We start from the raw sequence: 17,497 nt of genomic DNA, 5'->3' as shown, positions 1-17,497 counted from the left end.
CGATCTCGAAAAGAAGGAAATCCCCGGTCCGCGCCGGGGATTTTTCATATGCGCCCGCGCGCGGCGAGGTCGAGCACGATCGAGGCCGCCCTGTGGTCCGGCGGCTCCCCATCGACGCCGAGGATCGCGTCGAGCCGCGCGAAGGCGTCGAGCTGGGCCTGCCGCTGCGGACCCTCCGCGATAATGGCGCGAAGATCGGCCGCCATGCGCGGCGGATCGATGTGCCACTGCAGATATTCCGGCACCACCTGCTCGTTCAGGATGATGTTCGGCAGGATGGCGGTCGGCACCTTCAAAAGGTAGGGCGCGATCCATCCTTCGAGCGTCGGCACGCGATAGGCCGCGACCATCGGCACATGGGCGAGCGCGAGCTCCAGCGTCACCGTGCCGGACGCCGCCAGCGCCGCGCGGGCGGAACGGAAGGCGGCGCGCTTCTCCGCCTCGTCGACGACGATGTGCGGCTTCACCGGCCAGCCGGCGGCCAGCGCGCGTACCTCCGCCTCGCGTCGCGGCAGCGTGGGAAGCACCAGCTCGAAGTCCTGGCCGCTCTCCTTGAGCAGTCCCAGCACATGGCCGAACAGCTCGCCGAGCCGCGCCAGTTCGGCGCGGCGGCTGCCCGGCAGGGCGAGCAGCACCGGCGGCTCCGCGGCGCGGCGCGCGGCCGACACCTCGTCCGGGCGCAACTCCGGGATCGCGCCGAGCAGCGGATGGCCGACATAGGTGGTCGGTGGCCCGCCGAGCCGGGCCATCACCTCGGGCTCGAAGGGCAGCAGCGCCAGCACGTGATCGACATGCGGCGCCATCGCCCGCGCCCGCCCCTCGCGCCAGACCCAGACGGTCGGGGCGACATATTTCACGATAGGAAGGTCCGGCAGCCTCGCCCGCACGCGTTTCGCCACGCGGTGGGTGAAATCCGGCGAGTCGACCAGCACCAGCACGTCCGGCGGCGCAGCGAGGATCGCCTCGACCGTGCGGCGCATGCGATCGAGGATGCGCGGCAGGCCGGCGATCACCTGCGCGAAGCCCATAGCGGTGATGTCGTCCATGGGAAACAGGCTGGCCAGCCCGGCCGCCTGCATGCGTGGGCCGCCGACGCCCCGGAAACGCACCTCCCCGCCGGCCCGCGCGGCGATCTTGCGCATCATCCCGGCGGCGAGCGCGTCGCCCGATTCCTCGCCGGCCACCACGAAGACATCGAGCGAACGGGCCGCCTCGGCGTTCATGCCGTCACGCCGCCCGGCTCGACGCCGAAGATGAAGATGCCGGCCGCATCGGCAGCGGCGACCAGTGCCGAAAGGTCGCTCACGATGACGCCGCCCGCCTCCACCGCGATGCCGGCGAGCCCGGCCGCGTGCGCGCCTTCCACCGTGCGCGGACCCAGCGAAGGCAGGTCAAGCCGCCGGTCCTGCCCGATCTTGGGCAGCTTGACGAGGACGCCACAGCGCGCCGGCGTCTTGATGCGGCCGAGCCGGCGCAGCTCGGCGCAGCGCGCCAGCATGAGGTCCGTTCCCTCCGCCGCCTCGACCGCCACGACATGGCCGTTCATCACCACCACGCCCTGCCCGATGTCGAGAGGCCCGAGCGCCGTGAGCGCCCTGACGCCGACGGCGATGTCCGCCTGCTCGTCGCCGGTCGGCGCGACGCCGCCGAGCACGCCCCGCGGGGCCAGAATATCGGGTGCGACTTCGTGCGCCCCCAGTAGGCGGAAGCCATGCTCCTCGAACAGTCGCCCGAGGCCCGAGAGCAGATGATCGTCACCGCCGCGGAACAGCCGCAGCACGCGCGGCAGGAGCCGAATAGCGCCCCAGTCGAAGCGAATATCGCGCACGCGCGGGCGCAGCACGGTGCCAATGATCACCACGTTGCGGCAATGGCGACGGCGCAGCTCGGCCTGCAACTGCCCGAACCTGCCGATGCCCACCCACACATGCGGCCACGCCTCGAGGGCCGGATCCGCGAAGCCGCGGAGCAGGAACAGCACCACCTCGCGGCCCGAGAGGCGCACCTGCCGGGCCACCGCCTCGGGAAACGAGCCGCCGCCGCAGATGATGGCGAGCGGCTCGCTCCCCGGCTCCGCGGCGGGAATGCCGTCAGGCTGCCCGAGTTCAGGCGACCTGCTGCTCTGTGCCATGTTCGTCGGCATCTGCGGGAACGGTGAGGCGGCGCTTACCGGCACTGCGGACGAAATCGACGATCTTCATGACATTGGCCTCGTCGCCGAAGCGCTCGGCCACGCGGTCGGTGCGCTGGGCGAGCGTGCCGGCGCCGTAGAACAATTCACGATAGGCGCCCTGCAACTGGCGGCGCTGCTCCAGCGACAGGCCGCGCCGCTTCAGCCCGGTGTAGTTGAGCGAGCGCAGGCCCGGATGGCCTTCCATCATCAGGCCGAACGGGATGATGTCGAAGTGCACGCCGCACATGCCGCCGATCATCGCGCCCTCGCCGATGCGGGTGAACTGGTGGACCGCCGCGAGACCGCCGATGAACACGTTCTCGCCCACCGTGACATGGCCGGCGAGCGTCGCATTATTGGCGAACACCGCACGCGCGCCGACCACGCAGTCATGCGCGACATGGCAGCCGACCATGAAGAACCCATTGTCGCCGACCACCGTCTCCATATGACCGCCGGCGGTGCCGACATTCATGGTGACGTGCTCGCGTATGGTGCAGTTGCGCCCGATCAGCAGCCGGCTGGGCTCGCCCTTGTAATGCACCGACTGCGGCGGCGAGCCGAGGACGGCGAAGGCATGCACCACGGTGCCGGCGCCGATCGTCGTGTGCCCAGTCACCGCAACGTGCGAGATGAGCTTCACATCGTCGCCGAGCACCACGTCGGGGCCCACGGTGCAGAACGGGCCGATCTCGACATTCGCGCCCAGTACGGCGCCGTCGGCGATGCGGGCGGTCGGATCGATGCGCGGGGAACTATCCAGCATGAATGTCACTCCGCGCGACCATGGCGCTGACCTCGGCTTCAGCGACCAGTTGGCCTGCCACGAGTGCCTCGCCGCGGAACCAGGAGATGTTCCGCCGCTTGCTGATCTGCGTCATGTGATATTCGAGCACGTCGCCCGGCAGCACCGGCCGGCGGAATTTCGCCTTGTCGATGGTGGTGAAGTAAACCACCGTCCGCTTGCCGTCCTCCTGCCCGCGGTTGAGCAGCGAGATGGCACCGGCGGTCTGCACCATGCCCTCGAGGATGAGCACGCCGGGCATCACCGGATTCTCCGGGAAGTGGCCCTGGAAATGCGGCTCGTTATAGGTGACGTTCTTGATGCCAACCGCCCGCTTGTCGCCCTCGATATCGACGATGCGATCGATCATCAGGAACGGATAGCGATGCGGCAGCGCCGCGAGAACTTTCAGGATGTCGGCCGTCCCTAGGGTGGCCACCGCCGGCTCGCTCATTCCGCTTCACGCCCTTCCTGCTTCATGCCCGTGCCGCCGACGGATTCGCCGCGGCCGAGGCGCTGCAGCGCCATGACCTCGCGAAACCATTCGCGCATCGGCTTGGCCGGCGAGCCGCCCCATTGCACGCCCGGCGGCACATTGTCCTTCACATTGCTCGTTGCCGCGATCTGGGCGCCGTCGCCGATCTCGACGTGACCGATCACCCCGACCTGACCTCCCAGCATCACGAAATCGCCGAGCCTCGCGCTCCCCGCGATTCCGGTCTGCGATACCACGATGCAATGGCGACCGATAACGACGTTGTGGGCGATCTGCACGAGATTGTCGATCTTCGTGCCCTCGCCGATCACCGTGTCGCGGATGCCGCCGCGGTCGATCGTGGTGCCGGCGCCGATCTCGACGTCGTCCTGCAGGATCACCCGCCCGACCTGAGGGATCTTGGCGTGACCGCGCGCGCCACCGAGATAGCCGAAGCCGTCCTGCCCGATGCGCGCGCCGGGATGGACGATCACGCGGTCGCCGAGCAGCGCATGGATCACGCTGGCGCCCGGGCCGATCGAGCAGCCGCGGCCGATGCGGACATGCGGCCCGATCACCGCGCCGGCGGCGATCACCGAACCGGCGCCGATCTCCGCGCCCGGCCCGACCACCGCGCCGGGGTCGATGGTGACGTCGTCCTCGATCCGCGCCTGCGGATGGACGAAGGCACCGGCCGCGACGCCGTGATGGCCGAAGATGGAGGACGGGCGGAGTTGATCGTCATAGAGCCGCCGCGACGCGGCGACGAAGGCGGCCTGCGGCTTGGCGACGATGACGACGGTGGTGGTGGGGGGCGCCAATTCGGCGAAGCGCTCGAGCGTGAAGCAGACGCCGGCGCGCGTCACCCGAAGATCGGCCGCGTGGCGCACCGTCTCCAGGAAGGTCAGATCGTCGGGGCCCGCCTGATCCACGGGCGCGATGCCGGTAACCGACCGCTCGTCCACCCCCTCCTGCCGCGAGCGCGCGGCGACCGTGCCGCCGCTCAGCGCGCAGAGCTCGGCCACGGAAAGCGGCGTGCGGGCGGAAGTGAAGAAGGGATCGCTCATAGACCAGTTGCCAGACCCGAAAGACATGCCCCGCGAAATCCGCAATGTGTCCGCGAGGCGCGTCCTCCACGCAACGCCGAGTCCGCATCGCCCGATCTGTCGATCCCGCTGTGGGTCTTCCGATGGCGCTCAAACGAACCGGCGGCCCGGAGAACCGGACCGCCGCACCGATATCACGTTCGGCAGATTATCAGAACTTGGTGCCGCCGCTGAAGCGGAAGGCCTGCGTCTGATCGTAGTCTTCCTTGCTCAGCGCCCAGGCATAGTCGAACCGGAGCGGGCCGAAGGGCGACTGCCAGATCAGGCTCACGCCGACCGAGGAGCGGATGCTGTCGCTGTCGGCGACGCAGACATTGTTGTAGCCCTTGGTCGTCGAGCCCTTGATGTTGTCGCAGTTCACCAGGTTGTCGTCCCAGCCGGCGATGTCCGGGAAGGTGGTCGCGCCCTGGTAGTCCCACAGCGAGCCGGCGTCGGCGAACACCGCCGCCTTCAGACCGATCTCCTTCGGCATGAAGGAAAGCGGGAACTGGATTTCCGCCGTCGTGCCCCAGTAGAGCGTGCCGCCCAGCGCATCCGGGGACTCGCCGTTGCCGCCCGAGGCAAGGTCGCGCGGACCGATGCCGTTCGGCTCGAAGCCGCGGACGAGATCGGGGCCCTTGTAGAAGTTGTCGAGGATGCGCAGGTCCTCGCCGCCCCAGCTCGTCACGTTGCCGGCCTGGCCGCGCAGCATCAGCACGAAGTCGCCGACGATCGGGTAGTACCAGCGCGCGTCGAAGGTCGAGCGCATGAAGTTCACGTCGCCGCCGAGGCCGGCGAAGTCCTGCTTGAACTCGAGCAGATAGCCGCTGGTCGGGTCGATGTTGTTGTCGAGCATGTTGTAGGTCAGCGTGTAACCCACCGCCGAGGTGATGGCGGGGTCGTTGTTGACCTGCAGGATGGCCCACGACACGTCCTGGTTCGCCAGCGTCTCCTCGGTGACCGAGATCTCCTTGCGATACAGGCTGTAGCGCAGGCCGAGCGTCAGCTCATCGGTCAGCGGAAGCGCGAGGCGCAGCGTGCCGCCGGCGAGGTCAGTGTCGTACGGGCTGTACGAGGTCGACGAGTTCGCCTGGTAATAGAGATCGAAGCCGGCCGCGACGCGATAGTCGAGGAAATAGGGCTCGGTGAAGCTGAAGTCCGCGCCCTCGACGTTCTCGCCGAGCTTGCCGGCGAGACGGACATACTGGCCGCGGCCGAGGAAGTTCTTCTCCGACACCGCCACTTCGCCGATGAAGCCGTCGGTCGTCGAGTAGCCGCCCGACACCGAGAACTCGCCGGTGGGCTGATCCTCGACGTCCACGACGAGGACGATGCGGTCGGGCGCTGAACCCGGCTCGTTCGAGATCTTCACGGTCTTGAAGTAGCCGAGATTGCGCAGCCGGCGCTCGGCGCGGTCGACCAGCACGCGGTTATAGGCGTCGCCCTCGCCGAGATCGAACTCGCGGCGGATAACCCAGTCGCGGGTGCGGGTGTTGCCGCGGATCTCGATGCGCTCGATGTAGACGCGCGCGCCTTCCTCGACGGCGTAGATGATCGAAATGGTGCGGGTCTCGAAATTGCGGTCGCCACGCGGACGCACCTGCGCGAAGGCATAGCCGCGCTTGGAGATCTCGATGGTGGCGTTCTCGACCGACTTCTCGACCAGCTCCGCGTTGTAGACCTGCCCCTCATAGGTGCGCAGAGCGGCACGAATCTCGGACGGATCGACGTCGCGGATGTTCGAGACGAGGTCGATCTTGCCGAACTTGTACTGCTGGCCCTCGTCGAGCGTATAGGTCAGCACGAAGCCGCCCGTCGACCGGTCGAGATCGGCGGAAACCGACACGATGCGGAAGTCGGCATAGCCGTTCTTCAGATAGAAGCGGCGCAGCAGCTCCTGATCCGCGTTGATCTTGTCGACGTCATAGATGTCGGTGTTCTTGATCCAGGACAGCCAGTTGGACTCGGTCGTGGTGAGCTGGTCCCTCAGCTTCCAGTCCGAGAACACCTTGTTGCCGACGAACACGATCTTGGAGACGCCGACCTTGTCGCCTTCGTTGATCTCGTACACGAGGTCGATGCGACCCTCGCCGCGGTCGATGGTCTTCGGCTCGACGCGCACGTCATAGCGGCCGGCACGACGATAGAGCTCGATGATGCGCTGGGTGTCGGCCTGCACGGTGGCCTTGGAGAACGGCCCGCGCGGCTTCGACTGTACCTCGCCGGCAAGGACCTCGTCCTTGAGCTTCTTGTTGCCTTCGAAGGCGACGCGGTTGATGACCTCGTTCTCGACGACGGTGACGACGATCCGCCCGCCGCGATTGCTGATGCGCACATCGGAGAACAGGCCGGTCGCATAGAGCGCCTTCAGCCCCTCGTCGATCTTGGCGGCATCGAGCCGCTGTCCCGGCTGCGTCTGGAAATAGGAACGGATGGTCTCGGCATCGACCCGGCGATTGCCTTCGACCACGATGGAGCTCGCGGTCTGCGCTACGGCGCTGGACGGCGCGACGATCGTTCCGGCACCCCCTGCGACCAACGTCAACATGCAAATGCCGACGACGGAAGCCAATTTACTCATAGACCGGACACGAGCAGCCATCTGGTGCGCAACCTTACCGTTGTTCTGGAGCCAGTGCCCGCGAATACATGCGCATACGGGCACGGGCTCTCACCCCTGCAGCCTCGCTTGTACAGGCTTTTGCCATACCTGCAAACCGGACCGCCCCCTGACAAAGTCCCTTTTCGGTCAGGCGTGGCCATCCGGCAACGCCTGACCGAATCAAGGTCAAGATTTTGATATGTTAAGGATATTGAGGATGTCGTTCCATGTGGCGAACAGCATCAGCATGACCACGAAGGCAAGCCCGATGCGGAAGCCCATCTCCTGGGTGCGTGCGCTCAGCGGGCGGCCGCGCAGGGCTTCGACCGCATAGAACAGCAGATGCCCGCCGTCGAGAAGCGGTATCGGGAAGAGGTTCAGGAGGCCGATCGAGACGGAGAGAACCGCCGCGAGCTGCATCAGCGGCGCGAATCCGAAGGTGGCGACCTGTCCGGAGACCTGGGCGATTCGGATGGGACCGCCGAGCTGGTCGGTCGATTCCCGGCCGGTCACCACGCCGCCGAGATAGGAGAAGGTGCGGTCGACGATGAACCAGACTTCCTTGGTCGCCATCACCACCGAGTCGACCGGGCCGAATCGCTGGACCTTGACCGCGCCGTTGTCGCTGGAGCGGGCAATGCCCAGCACGCCGATGGCATGCTTCCCGCCGAACGGATCAGCCACCTCACGGCGCTCGGGCGTCGCCGTCAGGTCGAACGGCGCGCCATCGCGCTCCACCACGATCTTGAGCGGCACGTCGGCCTTGGCGCTGACGATGCGCTGCATGTCGGCGAAGGTCTCGATCGGCTCGCCGTCGATCGACAGGATCAGGTCCTTGGGCTGGAAGCCGGCCCGCTCGGCCGCGCTGCCCGCCTGCACGGAATCGACCACGGGGGTCGCCACCTGCCGGCCGGTCGTCATGAAGAGGGCGGCGAAGATGACGATGGCGAGGATGAAATTGGCGATCGGCCCGGCGGCCACGATGGCGGCGCGCCAGCCGACCGACTTGTGGAAGAAGCTGCGCGAGCGATCCGCCTCGTTCATCGCGGCGATGCTGTCGTGGTCCGGCACGCTCGCGGCATTCTCGTCGCCGAAGAACTTCACATAGCCGCCGAGCGGAATCGCCGCGAGACGCCAGCGCGTGCCGTGCCGGTCGTTGAAGCCGGCGATCTCGGGGCCGAAGCCGAGCGAGAAGGTCTCGATCTTCACGCCGGCCCTGCGCGCCACCCAGAAGTGGCCGAGCTCATGGAAGAAGACGACGATCGTCAGCACGAACAGGAACGGGATGACATAGCCGAGAAGCCAGCCGATGTTGCCGGTCGCCGCCGAAAAGATATCCATTCGCTTGATCCCTCACGGCGCGCAACCGGCCGCTCTCGCCTTCTTTCCTAGGATGCCTTTGCGGCGAACTTGGGCAAGGGCTTCGGTCGAATTTGCCTAAGATAGCATTCATTAAGCATAACGATGACGCTGCGGAATGCGGCACGTGGCGCGGCGGCATGGCGCCGCTACCACAGCAGCAGCCCCTGCCCCACCGCCAGCGGATTGCGCGCCAGACCGACGAGCACGGCGAACGCGGCGGCCGCGATGAGCCCGTCGAGACGGTCCATCAGCCCGCCATGGCCGGGGATCAGTGCGCCCGAATCCTTCACGTGGAAATGCCGCTTCATCGCGGATTCGAAGAGGTCCCCACCCTGGGAGACGGCGCTGGCGACGAGGCTCACCAGAGCGAGGCCGAGTGTTGCCTCGACACCGAAGGCCCGCGCGACGAGCACGCCCGCCAGCGTGCCGAACAGCGCGCCCCCGATCGCGCCGGACCAGGTCTTGTTGGGGCTCACGCGCGGCCAGAGCCTCGGCCCGCCGAGCAGCCGGCCGCAGAAATAAGCGGCGATGTCGGTCGCCCAGACCACGGCGATCAGCCAGAAGATCGCCGCCAGCCCGATCTGCGGATCGCCCCGCAGCAGCAGCGGCGCAAGGCCGGCGACGGCGGCATAGAGCAGGCCCGAGAGTGCCCAGCAGCGCGGTCGCGCCACCAGCGCCACGGCGGCGAGGCCGAGAATCAGGGCGACCAGCCCGGCAGGCGCTGCCCCACTCGCGAGCGCGGCCATCGCGGTCAGTATCGCCGCGCCGCCGAGCGCCAGTGCCGGCACGGACGGCGCGAGGCCGCTCATGACCGCCCATTCGCGCCACACCAGCACCGCGATCGCCGCCAGAAGCACGGCGAAGGGCCAGCCGCCCAGCCAGGCGAGCACGAGGACGAGCGGTCCCAGCACCAGCGCCGAGCAGAGGCGCGGAAGGAAATCGGCGCCGATGACCAAGGTTTTCAGCGCCCGGCAGCGTCGACGCCGCCGAAGCGGCGTTCGCGGCGGCCATACTCGGCGAGCGCTTCCTCGAGCGCGGCACGGTCAAAGTCGGGCCACAGTACGGGCAGGAACACCAGCTCGGCATAGGCCGCTTGCCACAGCAGGAAGTTGGAGAGGCGCTGCTCGCCGCTGGTGCGGATGACGAGATCGAGCGGCGGCAGGCCGGCCGTGTCGAGCGCGTCGCCAAGGCGCTCCGGCGTGATGTCGGCCGGCTGCAGGCGTCCCGCCTTCACGTCCTCCGCCAGCCGGCGCGCGGCGCGGGCGATCTCGTTGCGGGCGCCATAATTGAAGGCGACGGTGAGCTTGAGTCCGGCATTGCCACGCGTCAACTGCTCGGCCTCGTCGAGCAGCGCGCTGATCTCGGCATCGTGCTCCGGCCGCTCGCCGATCACCCGCACCGCGACGTTCTGCTCGTGCAGCGTCGCGAGGTCGTTGCGGATGAACCGCTTCAGCAGGCCCATCAGATCGGCGATCTCGGTCGCTGGGCGGGACCAGTTCTCGCTGGAGAAGCTGTAGATGGTGAGCGCCTCGATGCCGAGCTCGGTCGCTGCCCGCACAGTGCGGCGCACCGCCTCGACGCCCCGCCGGTGCCCCTCGAAGCGGGGCAGGCCGCGCGCCTTCGCCCAGCGCCCGTTGCCGTCCATGATGATCGCGACGTGGCGCGGCAGGGATTGCGGGAGCGCTCCGGGCTCTCCCGCCACCGGCTGCATGTGGGCGCCCTGCGGCGCGTCGCGATTGGCCATCTTCGCGGCGGGCCGCCCCGCCTCCCCGATCGAGAGCAATCCCCGCCCGCTCACACGGCGAGGATTTCCTTTTCCTTGGAGCTGAGAACCTGATCGATCTCGGCGATCGCCTGGTCGGTAGCTTTCTGCACCTGATCGGCCATGCGATCCAGATCGTCCGAGCTCGCGTCGCCGTCTTTTTCGGCTTTCTTGAGCAGGTCGAGCCCGTCGCGGCGCACATGGCGCACCGAGACGCGCGCCGCCTCGGCATATTTGTGCGCGACCTTCACCATCTCCTGGCGGCGCTCCTGCGTGAGCTCGGGAATGCGCACGCGGATCACCTGGCCCTCGGACTGCGGATTGAGGCCGAGATTCGAATCGCGAATCGCCTTCTCCACCGCGTTGACCATGCCCCGGTCCCACACCTGCACGGAGAGCAGGCGCGGCTCGGGCACGTTCACTGAAGCGACCTGGTTGAGCGGCATGTGCGAGCCATAGGCATCGACCTGGATCGGTTCGAGCAGGCTCGCCGATGCCCGCCCGGTGCGCAGGCCGCCGAGCTCGTGCTTGAGAACACCGATGGCGCCCTGCATGCGGCGCTTCAGATCGGCAACATCGATTGGACCGTCGGTCATATCGGACCCCGTTTCGTTGATTTGTCTGGTCCCGCCGGAAAGGCCGCGCCGCGGCTCAAGGCGCGACCGTGGTCGCGTGCCCCTCCCCGCGCAGAGCGGCGGCAATCGCCCCCGGCTCGCGAATAGAGAACACGATTATCGGTAAGCGAGCCTCGCGGGCAAGCGCGAAGGCGGCGGCATCCATCACCTTGAGGTCCCTGGCGAGCGCCTCGTCATGGGTCAGCCGGTCGTAGCGCGTCGCCTTTGGGTCGATCTTGGGATCGGCCGTGTAGACGCCGTCGACATTGGTCGCCTTCATCACCGCGTCGCAGCTCAGCTCTGCCGCGCGCAGCACCGCCCCGGTATCGGTGGTGAAATAGGGATTGCCGGTGCCGCCAGCGAGCAGGACGATGCGCCCGCGCGCCAGATGCCGCGCCGCCGGCTGGCGGGCGTAAGGCTCGCAGATCGTCGGCATCGGGATGGCGGAGAGCGTGCGGGCGGGCGCGCCCGCGGCCTCGATGGCCTTCTCCAGCGCCAGCGCGTTCATCACCGTCGCCAGCATGCCCATATTGTCGGCGGTCGCCCGGTCAAGGCCCTTGCCGGCGACGCTGGCGCCGCGAAGGATGTTGCCCCCGCCGACCACGACCGCGATCTGCGCGCCGGCCCTGTGCGCCTCGACCAGGTCGCGGGCGATGTTCTCGATGGTCGGCCAGTGCAGGCCGAACGCCTCGGTGCCCATCAGCGCCTCGCCGGACACCTTGACGAGTACGCGCTTATAGATCGGTCCGCCCGCTGCCTTCGCCGTCACGCTGGCCCCTCGCTTGATCCGGATGCCGGGCTTATCAGGTCCGCCGGCAAAATAAAGCACGCCGCACCACCCGTCAGGGGCGCGGCGTGCGTTTTCAACGTCCCGATCCGATCAGGCGGCGGTCTGACCGGCCGCCTTGGCCACTTCGGCGGCAAAGTCGCTCTCGTCCTTCTCGACGCCCTCGCCGAGACCGAAGCGCACGAAGCCGGCAAGCTTGATCGGCGCGCCGACCTTGCCCTCGGCCTCCTTCACCGCCTGGGCGACGGTCTTGGAGGGATCGTGCACGAAGGCCTGATCGACGAGCGTGACTTCCTTGTAGAAGGTCTTCAGGCCGCTCTCGACGATCTTCTCGACGACGTTGTCCGGCTTGCCGGACGCCTTGGCCTTCTCGGCCAGCACGCCGCGCTCGCGGGCGACCACGTCCGGATCGATACCGGCGGCGTCAAGCGCCTGCGGGTTGGCGGCGGCGACATGCATGGCGATCTGGCGGCCGAGAGCCGCCAGCTCGTCAGCCTTGCCGGTCGATTCGAGCGCGACGAGCACGCCGATCTTGCCGAGGCCCTCGCCGACCGAGCCGTGCACATAGGAGCCGACCGCACCCTGCGCGACCGAAATCTCCTTGGCGCGGCGCAGGTTCATGTGCTCGCCGATGGTGGCGACGGCGCTGTTGATGGCGTCGGCCACCGTGCCGCCGGCGCCATAGGCAGCCGCCTTGATCGCCTCGACATCGTCACCGGCCTTGAGGGCGACATCGGCGATGCCGCGCACCAGCGCCTGGAACTGCTCGTTGCGCGCGACGAAGTCGGTCTCCGAGTTCACCTCGACGACGACGCCCTTGCCGCCCGCGACGACGAGCCCGATCAGGCCCTCGGCGGCCACACGCCCGGCCTTCTTGGCGGCCTTGGCGAGACCCTTCTTGCGCAGCCAGTCGACCGCCGCCTCGATGTCGCCGGCGACCTCGGTGAGCGCGGCCTTGCAGTCCATCATGCCGGCGCCGGTCTTGTCGCGCAGCTCTTTCACCATGCCCGCGGTGATGTTGGCCATGTCAGTCCCTCGCACAGATAGCAAATGTCATTTCGACGGAACGGCCGGCCGGAGGTTTCCGGGCCGGCCGTGATCAGATTGAGCCGGCACTCGTGAGTGCCGGAAGGCAGAAGCGTCACTCGACCTCGGCGGTCAGACCCTTCGCCTGCGCGATCCAGCCGTCGACGCGGCCCGGCAGCCCGACTTCCTCGCCGAGGCGATGGGCGTCCTGCGCATCGAGGCCGGCGATCTGCGAGAAGTGGAAGATGCCGAGATCGGTCAGCTTCTTCTCGATGGCCGGCGACACGCCGGTGAGCTTCTTCAGGTCGTCGGCGATGCCGCGCGGGCCCGACAGCGGCTCGAAGCTGTGCCAGGTCGACTCGGTCGGCAGGTCCTCCATCAGCGGAGCCTCGGCGGCACCGAGATCGATGCCGCTGTCGCCCTGGGCGCGGCCGATGCCGTCGATCGCGGCGCGGGCGATGAGGTCGCAATAGAGGTTGATGGCGCGGCCGGCGTCGTCATTGCCCGGCACCGGGAAGGCGATGCCGTCCGGATCGCAGTTGGTATCGAGGATCGCCGCGACCGGGATGCCGAGACGGCGGGCCTCGGCGACCGCGAGGTCTTCCTTGTTCGTGTCGATCACGAACAGGAGGTCCGGCAGGCCGCCCATGTCGCGAATGCCGCCGAGCGCGCGGTCGAGCTTCTCCTTCTCGCGCTGCAGGGTCAGCCGCTCCTTCTTGGTGTAGCCGACGCCCTCGCCGGCGCCGAGCAGCTCCTCGAGCTTCTTCAGGCGGGCGATGGAGTGCGAGATGGTCTTCCAGTTGGTCAGCATGCCGCCGAGCCAGCGGGAGTTCACATAGTACTGGGCCGAGCGCTTCGCCGCGTCGGCCACCGCATCGGCCGCCTGACGCTTGGTGCCGACGAACAGCACGCGGCCGCCGCGGGCCACGGTGTCGGACACCGCCTGCAGCGCGCGGTGCAGCGAGGGCACCGTCTGGGCAAGGTCGATGATATGGATGTTGTTGCGGGTGCCGAAGATGTACGGAGCCATCTTCGGGTTCCAGCGGTGCGACTGGTGACCGAAGTGCACGCCGGCTTCCAAAAGCTGGCGCATGGAATAATCAGGAAGTGCCATCGTCGTCTCTCTTCCGGTTAGACCTCCGCGGACGTGGCTGCGCCGGCGGGATGCCGACGTCAGCACCGGAACGGCCGATGGTGGCGACCTGAAGCGTGGACTTTCGAGAAGCCATGCAGAAAGGACGCCCGGCCGCAGTCCGCGTGCGGGATGGCGCGGCTTATAGGCGAGCTGGGGCGTCGGCGCAAGCCGGACACCGAGACGTTACGGCAGATCAGCCCGGCGCGCCGCTCAATGCGCCTCGACGGCGACCACGCCGGGCACCGCCTTGATCGCGCCGGCGATCTGCGGCGTCAGGCTGAAGCGGCCCGGCAGCTTCACCTCGACCTCGGTGCCGCCGCGCTCGCCGAGCATCAGCACGAAGGCGACCTCCCCGTCGCCGCGATTGCCGGCGAGGGTGCCGAGCCGCGAGGCGACGCTGTCCAGCGGATCGGGCGAGCGCAGGAAGATGCGAAGGCCCTTCTGCATCTGCGACGCCGCCTTGTCGAGCGGCTCGACCGTCTGGATTCGGGCGCGTACATCCTCGCCCTGCAGCTCGGCGGCGACGTGCAGCAGCAGCGCCCGGCCCGGCTCCAGCAGCTCGCGATATTGCGCCAGCGTCTCGGAGAACAGCACCGCCTCAAACTGTCCCGAAGGGTCGGACAATCCGACGATGCCCATCTTGTTGCCGGTCTTGGTGCGGCGCTCCTGCTTGCTCACCACCGTCGCGGCGAGCCGGCCCGCCGAGGCCCCGGCCCGGACGGCGCGCGAGAAATCGCTCCAGCGCTGCACCCGCATGCGCTCCAGCGCCTTGCCGTAGTCGTCGAGCGGATGGCCGGTGAGGAAGAAGCCGATGGCGTCATACTCCTTCTGCAGCCGCTCGGCGGGGAGCCACGGCTCGGCATTCGGCAAGGGCAGATCGGCCTTCACCGCGCCGCCGCCGAAGAAGTCTGTCTGGCCGGATTCGGCATCCGCCCCGACCCGCTGCGCATAGGCAAGGATCGAATCGATCGCCGCCGCCGCCCTGGCCCGGTTCGGCTCAAGGGCGTCGAAGGCGCCGGCATTGGCGAGGCTTTCCAGCGTCCGCTTGTTCAGCGCCTTGGCATTGATGCGCGCGGCGAAATCCGCGAGATCGGTGAACGGCCGATCGCCGCGCGCCTCGACGATGGCGTCGACCGCGTGGACGCCCACCCCCTTCACCGCCGCCAGCGCATAGAGGATGCGCCCGTCCTTGGTCTGGAACTCGCGGCCCGACCAGTTCACCGAGGGCGGCACCACCTCGATGCCGAGCCGCTGCGCCTCCTGCCGGAATTCGGCGAGCTTGTCGGTGTTCGACATGTCGAGCGACATGGAGGCGGCGAGGAACTCGGTCGGGTAGTTCGCCTTCATGAAGGCGGTCTGGTAGGCGACCAGCGCATAGGCGGCGGCGTGGCTCTTGTTGAAGCCGTAGTCCGCGAACTTGGCGAGCAGGTCGAAGATCTCGGACGCCTTAGCCTTGGCGACGCCGCGCTCCACCGCGCCGGAGACGAAGCGCTCGCGCTGCTTGTCCATCTCGGCACGAATCTTCTTGCCCATGGCGCGGCGCAGCAGGTCCGCCTCGCCGAGCGAATAGCCCGAGAGCGTCTGGGCGATCTGCATCACCTGTTCCTGGTAGATGATGACGCCGTAGGTCTCCTTCAGGCTCGCTTCCAGCGCGGGGTGGACATATTCGGCCTTCTCCTGCCCATTCTTGACGGCGCAATAGACCGGGATGTTCGCCATAGGGCCGGGCCGGTAGAGCGCCACCAGCGCGATGATGTCCTCCAGCCGGTCCGGCTTCATGTCGACGAGCGCGCGCCGCATGCCTGAGCTTTCCACCTGGAACACGCCGACCGTCTCGCCGCGGGTCAGCATGGCGTAGCTCTTGGGATCGTCGAGCGGGATGGTGCCGAGGTCGAGTTCGATGCCGCGCTGGGCGAGCAGACGCACCGCCGTCTGCAGCACGGTGAGCGTCTTCAGGCCGAGGAAGTCGAACTTCACCAGCCCCGCCTGCTCGACCCATTTCATGTTGTACTGGGTCACCGGCATGTCGGAGCGCGGATCGCGGTAGAGCGGCACCAGCTCGGCGAGCGGCCGGTCGCCGATCACGATGCCGGCGGCGTGGGTCGAGGCATGCCGGTTCAGGCCTTCGAGCCGAACCGCGATGTCGAAGGCACGCTTCACGACGGGGGTCGCGTCGCGCTCGGCCTGAAGCCGCGGCTCGTCCTCGATGGCGCGGGCAAGCGTCACCGGGTTGGCCGGGTTCTGCGGCACCAGCTTGCACAGCTTGTCGACCTGGCCGTACGGCATCTCCAGCACACGCCCGACGTCGCGCAGCACGCCGCGCGCCTGCAGTGTGCCGAAGGTGATGATCTGCGCCACCTGATCGCGGCCATAGCGCTGCTGGACGTACTTGATGACCTCGTCGCGCCGCTCCTGGCAGAAGTCGATGTCGAAGTCCGGCATCGACACGCGCTCGGGGTTCAGGAAGCGCTCGAACAGCAGCCCGAAGCGCAACGGATCGAGGTCGGTAATGGTCAGCGAATAGGCGACCAGCGAGCCGGCGCCCGAGCCGCGCCCCGGTCCGACCGGGATGCCGTGCGCCTTCGCCCATTTGATGAAGTCCGACACGATCAGGAAGTAGCCGGGGAACTTCATCCGGTTGATGATGCCGAGCTCGAAGGCGAGCCGGTCGTCGTAGTCCTTGCGGGTGAGACCCGGTGCCGGCCCGTGCACGGCGAGACGCCGCTCCAGCCCCTCCTCCGCCTGGATGCGCAGCTCCTCAGCCTCGTCGCGGTCCTGCGCGAAACGGGGCAGGATCGGCTTCACCGTGCGCGGGCGATAGGCGCAGCGCCGCGCGATCTCGACCGTGTTCGCAAGCGCCTCCGGCAGATCGGCGAACAGCGCCTGCATCTCCGCCCGGGTGCGGAAACGGTGCTCGGGAGTGAGCTGGCGGCGCCCGTCCTCGGCCACCAGCCGCCCCTCGGCGATGCAGATCAGCGCGTCATGCGCCTCATAGTCCTCCTCGCTGGCGAAGAAGGGCTCGTTGGTGGCGACGATGGGCAGGTTCAGACGGTAGGCCAACGACAGGAGATCGCCCTCGACGGCCCTCTCCTCCGCCGCGCCGTGCCGCTGGACCTCGACATAGAGCCGGTCGCCGAACATGGCCGCGAGCGCCTTCAGCCGCTCCTCGGCCAGCTCGCCATTGCCGCCGACGAAGGCGCGGTCGATGGGGCCGGTCGGCCCGCCCGTCAGCGCGATCAGTCCGGTCGCGCGCGCGGCGAGCCATTCCGGCTTGATGTGCGGCGCGCCATCGGAGGCTGTGTCGAGATGGCTGCGCGAGACCAGCGCCATCAGGTTGCGCCAGCCGTCCTCATTCGTCGCCAGCAGGACGATGCGCGGCAGTTCCCCGGCCGGCATCCCGCGCCCGCGCTGCTGGTCGGCGAAATCGATAGCGAGCGCGCAGCCGAGGATAGGCTGGATGCCGGAGCCGGCCATCTTCTCGGAGAATTCCAGCGCGCCGAACAGATTGCCGGTGTCGGTCAGCGCCAGCGCCGGCTGGCGGTCCTTCTTGGCGAGCTCGGCGAGCTTGCCGATGCTCAGCGCACCTTCGAGCAGCGAGTAGGAGGAATGCAGGTGCAGGTGCACAAACCCGACATCCGCCACACCCATCTCATATCTCCCCTGCGACTCGACCGGGAAATGGTGGGCGTCCT

Annotated in this window: 14 protein-coding genes; all 14 read right to left on the bottom strand. The window is 68.1% G+C overall.

Annotated elements, in window-relative coordinates:
- Positions 1-44: 44 nt before the first annotated feature.
- Positions 45-1,223 carry a lipid-A-disaccharide synthase gene (gene lpxB, locus U742_RS0118825; protein WP_029355847.1) on the bottom strand — a complete coding sequence of 393 codons (1,179 nt, stop codon included), beginning with the start codon at positions 1,221-1,223 and terminating at the stop codon, positions 45-47.
- The gene (lpxI, locus tag U742_RS0118820; protein WP_051661330.1) at positions 1,220-2,131 is read right to left on the bottom strand and encodes an LpxI family protein; all 912 of its coding nucleotides are present in this window, start codon (positions 2,129-2,131) and stop codon (positions 1,220-1,222) included. Before lpxI ends, lpxB begins: the two co-directional genes overlap by 4 nt.
- Positions 2,106-2,939, bottom strand: a complete 834-nt coding sequence (gene lpxA, locus U742_RS0118815; protein ID WP_029355843.1) for an acyl-ACP--UDP-N-acetylglucosamine O-acyltransferase — start codon at positions 2,937-2,939, stop codon at positions 2,106-2,108. The genes lpxI and lpxA overlap by 26 nt, the downstream gene beginning before the upstream one ends.
- The gene (fabZ, locus tag U742_RS0118810) at positions 2,929-3,411 is read right to left on the bottom strand and encodes a 3-hydroxyacyl-ACP dehydratase FabZ (protein ID WP_029355841.1); all 483 of its coding nucleotides are present in this window, start codon (positions 3,409-3,411) and stop codon (positions 2,929-2,931) included. Before fabZ ends, lpxA begins: the two co-directional genes overlap by 11 nt.
- Positions 3,408-4,499 carry a UDP-3-O-(3-hydroxymyristoyl)glucosamine N-acyltransferase gene (lpxD, locus tag U742_RS0118805; protein WP_029355839.1) on the bottom strand — a complete coding sequence of 364 codons (1,092 nt, stop codon included), beginning with the start codon at positions 4,497-4,499 and terminating at the stop codon, positions 3,408-3,410. Before lpxD ends, fabZ begins: the two co-directional genes overlap by 4 nt.
- Before the next feature lie 190 nt (positions 4,500-4,689).
- Positions 4,690-7,065, bottom strand: coding sequence for an outer membrane protein assembly factor BamA (gene bamA, locus U742_RS0118800; RefSeq protein WP_038362168.1), 2,376 nt, complete (start codon positions 7,063-7,065; stop codon positions 4,690-4,692).
- Positions 7,066-7,305: 240 nt separating this feature from the next.
- Entirely contained in the window at positions 7,306-8,460 is a 1,155-nt protein-coding gene (gene rseP / locus U742_RS0118795) for an RIP metalloprotease RseP (protein WP_029355834.1), read from the bottom strand.
- A gap of 167 nt (positions 8,461-8,627) precedes the next feature.
- Positions 8,628-9,437, bottom strand: coding sequence for a phosphatidate cytidylyltransferase (locus tag U742_RS0118790; protein ID WP_029355831.1), 810 nt, complete (start codon positions 9,435-9,437; stop codon positions 8,628-8,630).
- Positions 9,438-9,442: 5 nt separating this feature from the next.
- Positions 9,443-10,192: an isoprenyl transferase gene (locus tag U742_RS0118785; RefSeq protein ID WP_029355829.1), complete on the bottom strand. Its 750-nt coding sequence runs from the start codon at positions 10,190-10,192 to the stop codon at positions 9,443-9,445.
- An 83-nt stretch (positions 10,193-10,275) separates the two neighbouring features.
- Entirely contained in the window at positions 10,276-10,839 is a 564-nt protein-coding gene (gene frr / locus U742_RS0118780; protein WP_029355826.1) for a ribosome recycling factor, read from the bottom strand.
- A gap of 55 nt (positions 10,840-10,894) precedes the next feature.
- On the bottom strand, positions 10,895-11,626 hold the full coding sequence (gene pyrH, locus U742_RS0118775; protein WP_029355823.1) for a UMP kinase: 732 nt from the start codon (positions 11,624-11,626) through the stop codon (positions 10,895-10,897).
- A 111-nt stretch (positions 11,627-11,737) separates the two neighbouring features.
- Positions 11,738-12,670 carry a translation elongation factor Ts gene (gene tsf / locus U742_RS0118770; RefSeq protein ID WP_029355821.1) on the bottom strand — a complete coding sequence of 311 codons (933 nt, stop codon included), beginning with the start codon at positions 12,668-12,670 and terminating at the stop codon, positions 11,738-11,740.
- A 115-nt stretch (positions 12,671-12,785) separates the two neighbouring features.
- Positions 12,786-13,784: a 30S ribosomal protein S2 gene (locus U742_RS0118765; protein WP_029355819.1), complete on the bottom strand. Its 999-nt coding sequence runs from the start codon at positions 13,782-13,784 to the stop codon at positions 12,786-12,788.
- 231 nt (positions 13,785-14,015) lie between these two features.
- Positions 14,016-17,453 (bottom strand): DNA polymerase III subunit alpha, encoded by a 3,438-nt coding sequence (dnaE, locus tag U742_RS0118760; RefSeq protein ID WP_029355817.1) that lies wholly within the window; start codon positions 17,451-17,453, stop codon positions 14,016-14,018.
- Positions 17,454-17,497: the final 44 nt, after the last annotated feature.

The organism is Allobosea sp. 117, assembly GCF_000702305.1.
In the GTDB taxonomy this organism is placed as follows: Bacteria; Pseudomonadota; Alphaproteobacteria; order Rhizobiales; family Xanthobacteraceae; genus Ancylobacter.
Note: the sequence above shows the minus strand (reverse complement) of the source record. Positions and strands in the feature narration are given on the sequence as shown.

Excerpts from the sequence above, each read along its gene's own strand:
- lpxB (WP_029355847.1), bottom strand. The coding sequence starts at position 1,223 with ATGAACGCCGAGGCGGCCCGTTCGCTCGATGTCTTCGTGGTGGCCGGC.
- lpxI (WP_051661330.1), bottom strand. The coding sequence starts at position 2,131 with ATGGCACAGAGCAGCAGGTCGCCTGAACTCGGGCAGCCTGACGGCATT.
- lpxA (WP_029355843.1), bottom strand. The coding sequence starts at position 2,939 with ATGCTGGATAGTTCCCCGCGCATCGATCCGACCGCCCGCATCGCCGAC.
- fabZ (WP_029355841.1), bottom strand. The coding sequence starts at position 3,411 with ATGAGCGAGCCGGCGGTGGCCACCCTAGGGACGGCCGACATCCTGAAA.
- lpxD (WP_029355839.1), bottom strand. The coding sequence starts at position 4,499 with ATGAGCGATCCCTTCTTCACTTCCGCCCGCACGCCGCTTTCCGTGGCC.
- bamA (WP_038362168.1), bottom strand. The coding sequence starts at position 7,065 with ATGTTGACGTTGGTCGCAGGGGGTGCCGGAACGATCGTCGCGCCGTCC.
- rseP (WP_029355834.1), bottom strand. The coding sequence starts at position 8,460 with ATGGATATCTTTTCGGCGGCGACCGGCAACATCGGCTGGCTTCTCGGC.
- U742_RS0118785 (WP_029355829.1), bottom strand. The coding sequence starts at position 10,192 with ATGCAGCCGGTGGCGGGAGAGCCCGGAGCGCTCCCGCAATCCCTGCCG.
- frr (WP_029355826.1), bottom strand. The coding sequence starts at position 10,839 with ATGACCGACGGTCCAATCGATGTTGCCGATCTGAAGCGCCGCATGCAG.
- tsf (WP_029355821.1), bottom strand. The coding sequence starts at position 12,670 with ATGGCCAACATCACCGCGGGCATGGTGAAAGAGCTGCGCGACAAGACC.
- U742_RS0118765 (WP_029355819.1), bottom strand. The coding sequence starts at position 13,784 with ATGGCACTTCCTGATTATTCCATGCGCCAGCTTTTGGAAGCCGGCGTG.
- dnaE (WP_029355817.1), bottom strand. The coding sequence starts at position 17,453 with ATGGGTGTGGCGGATGTCGGGTTTGTGCACCTGCACCTGCATTCCTCC.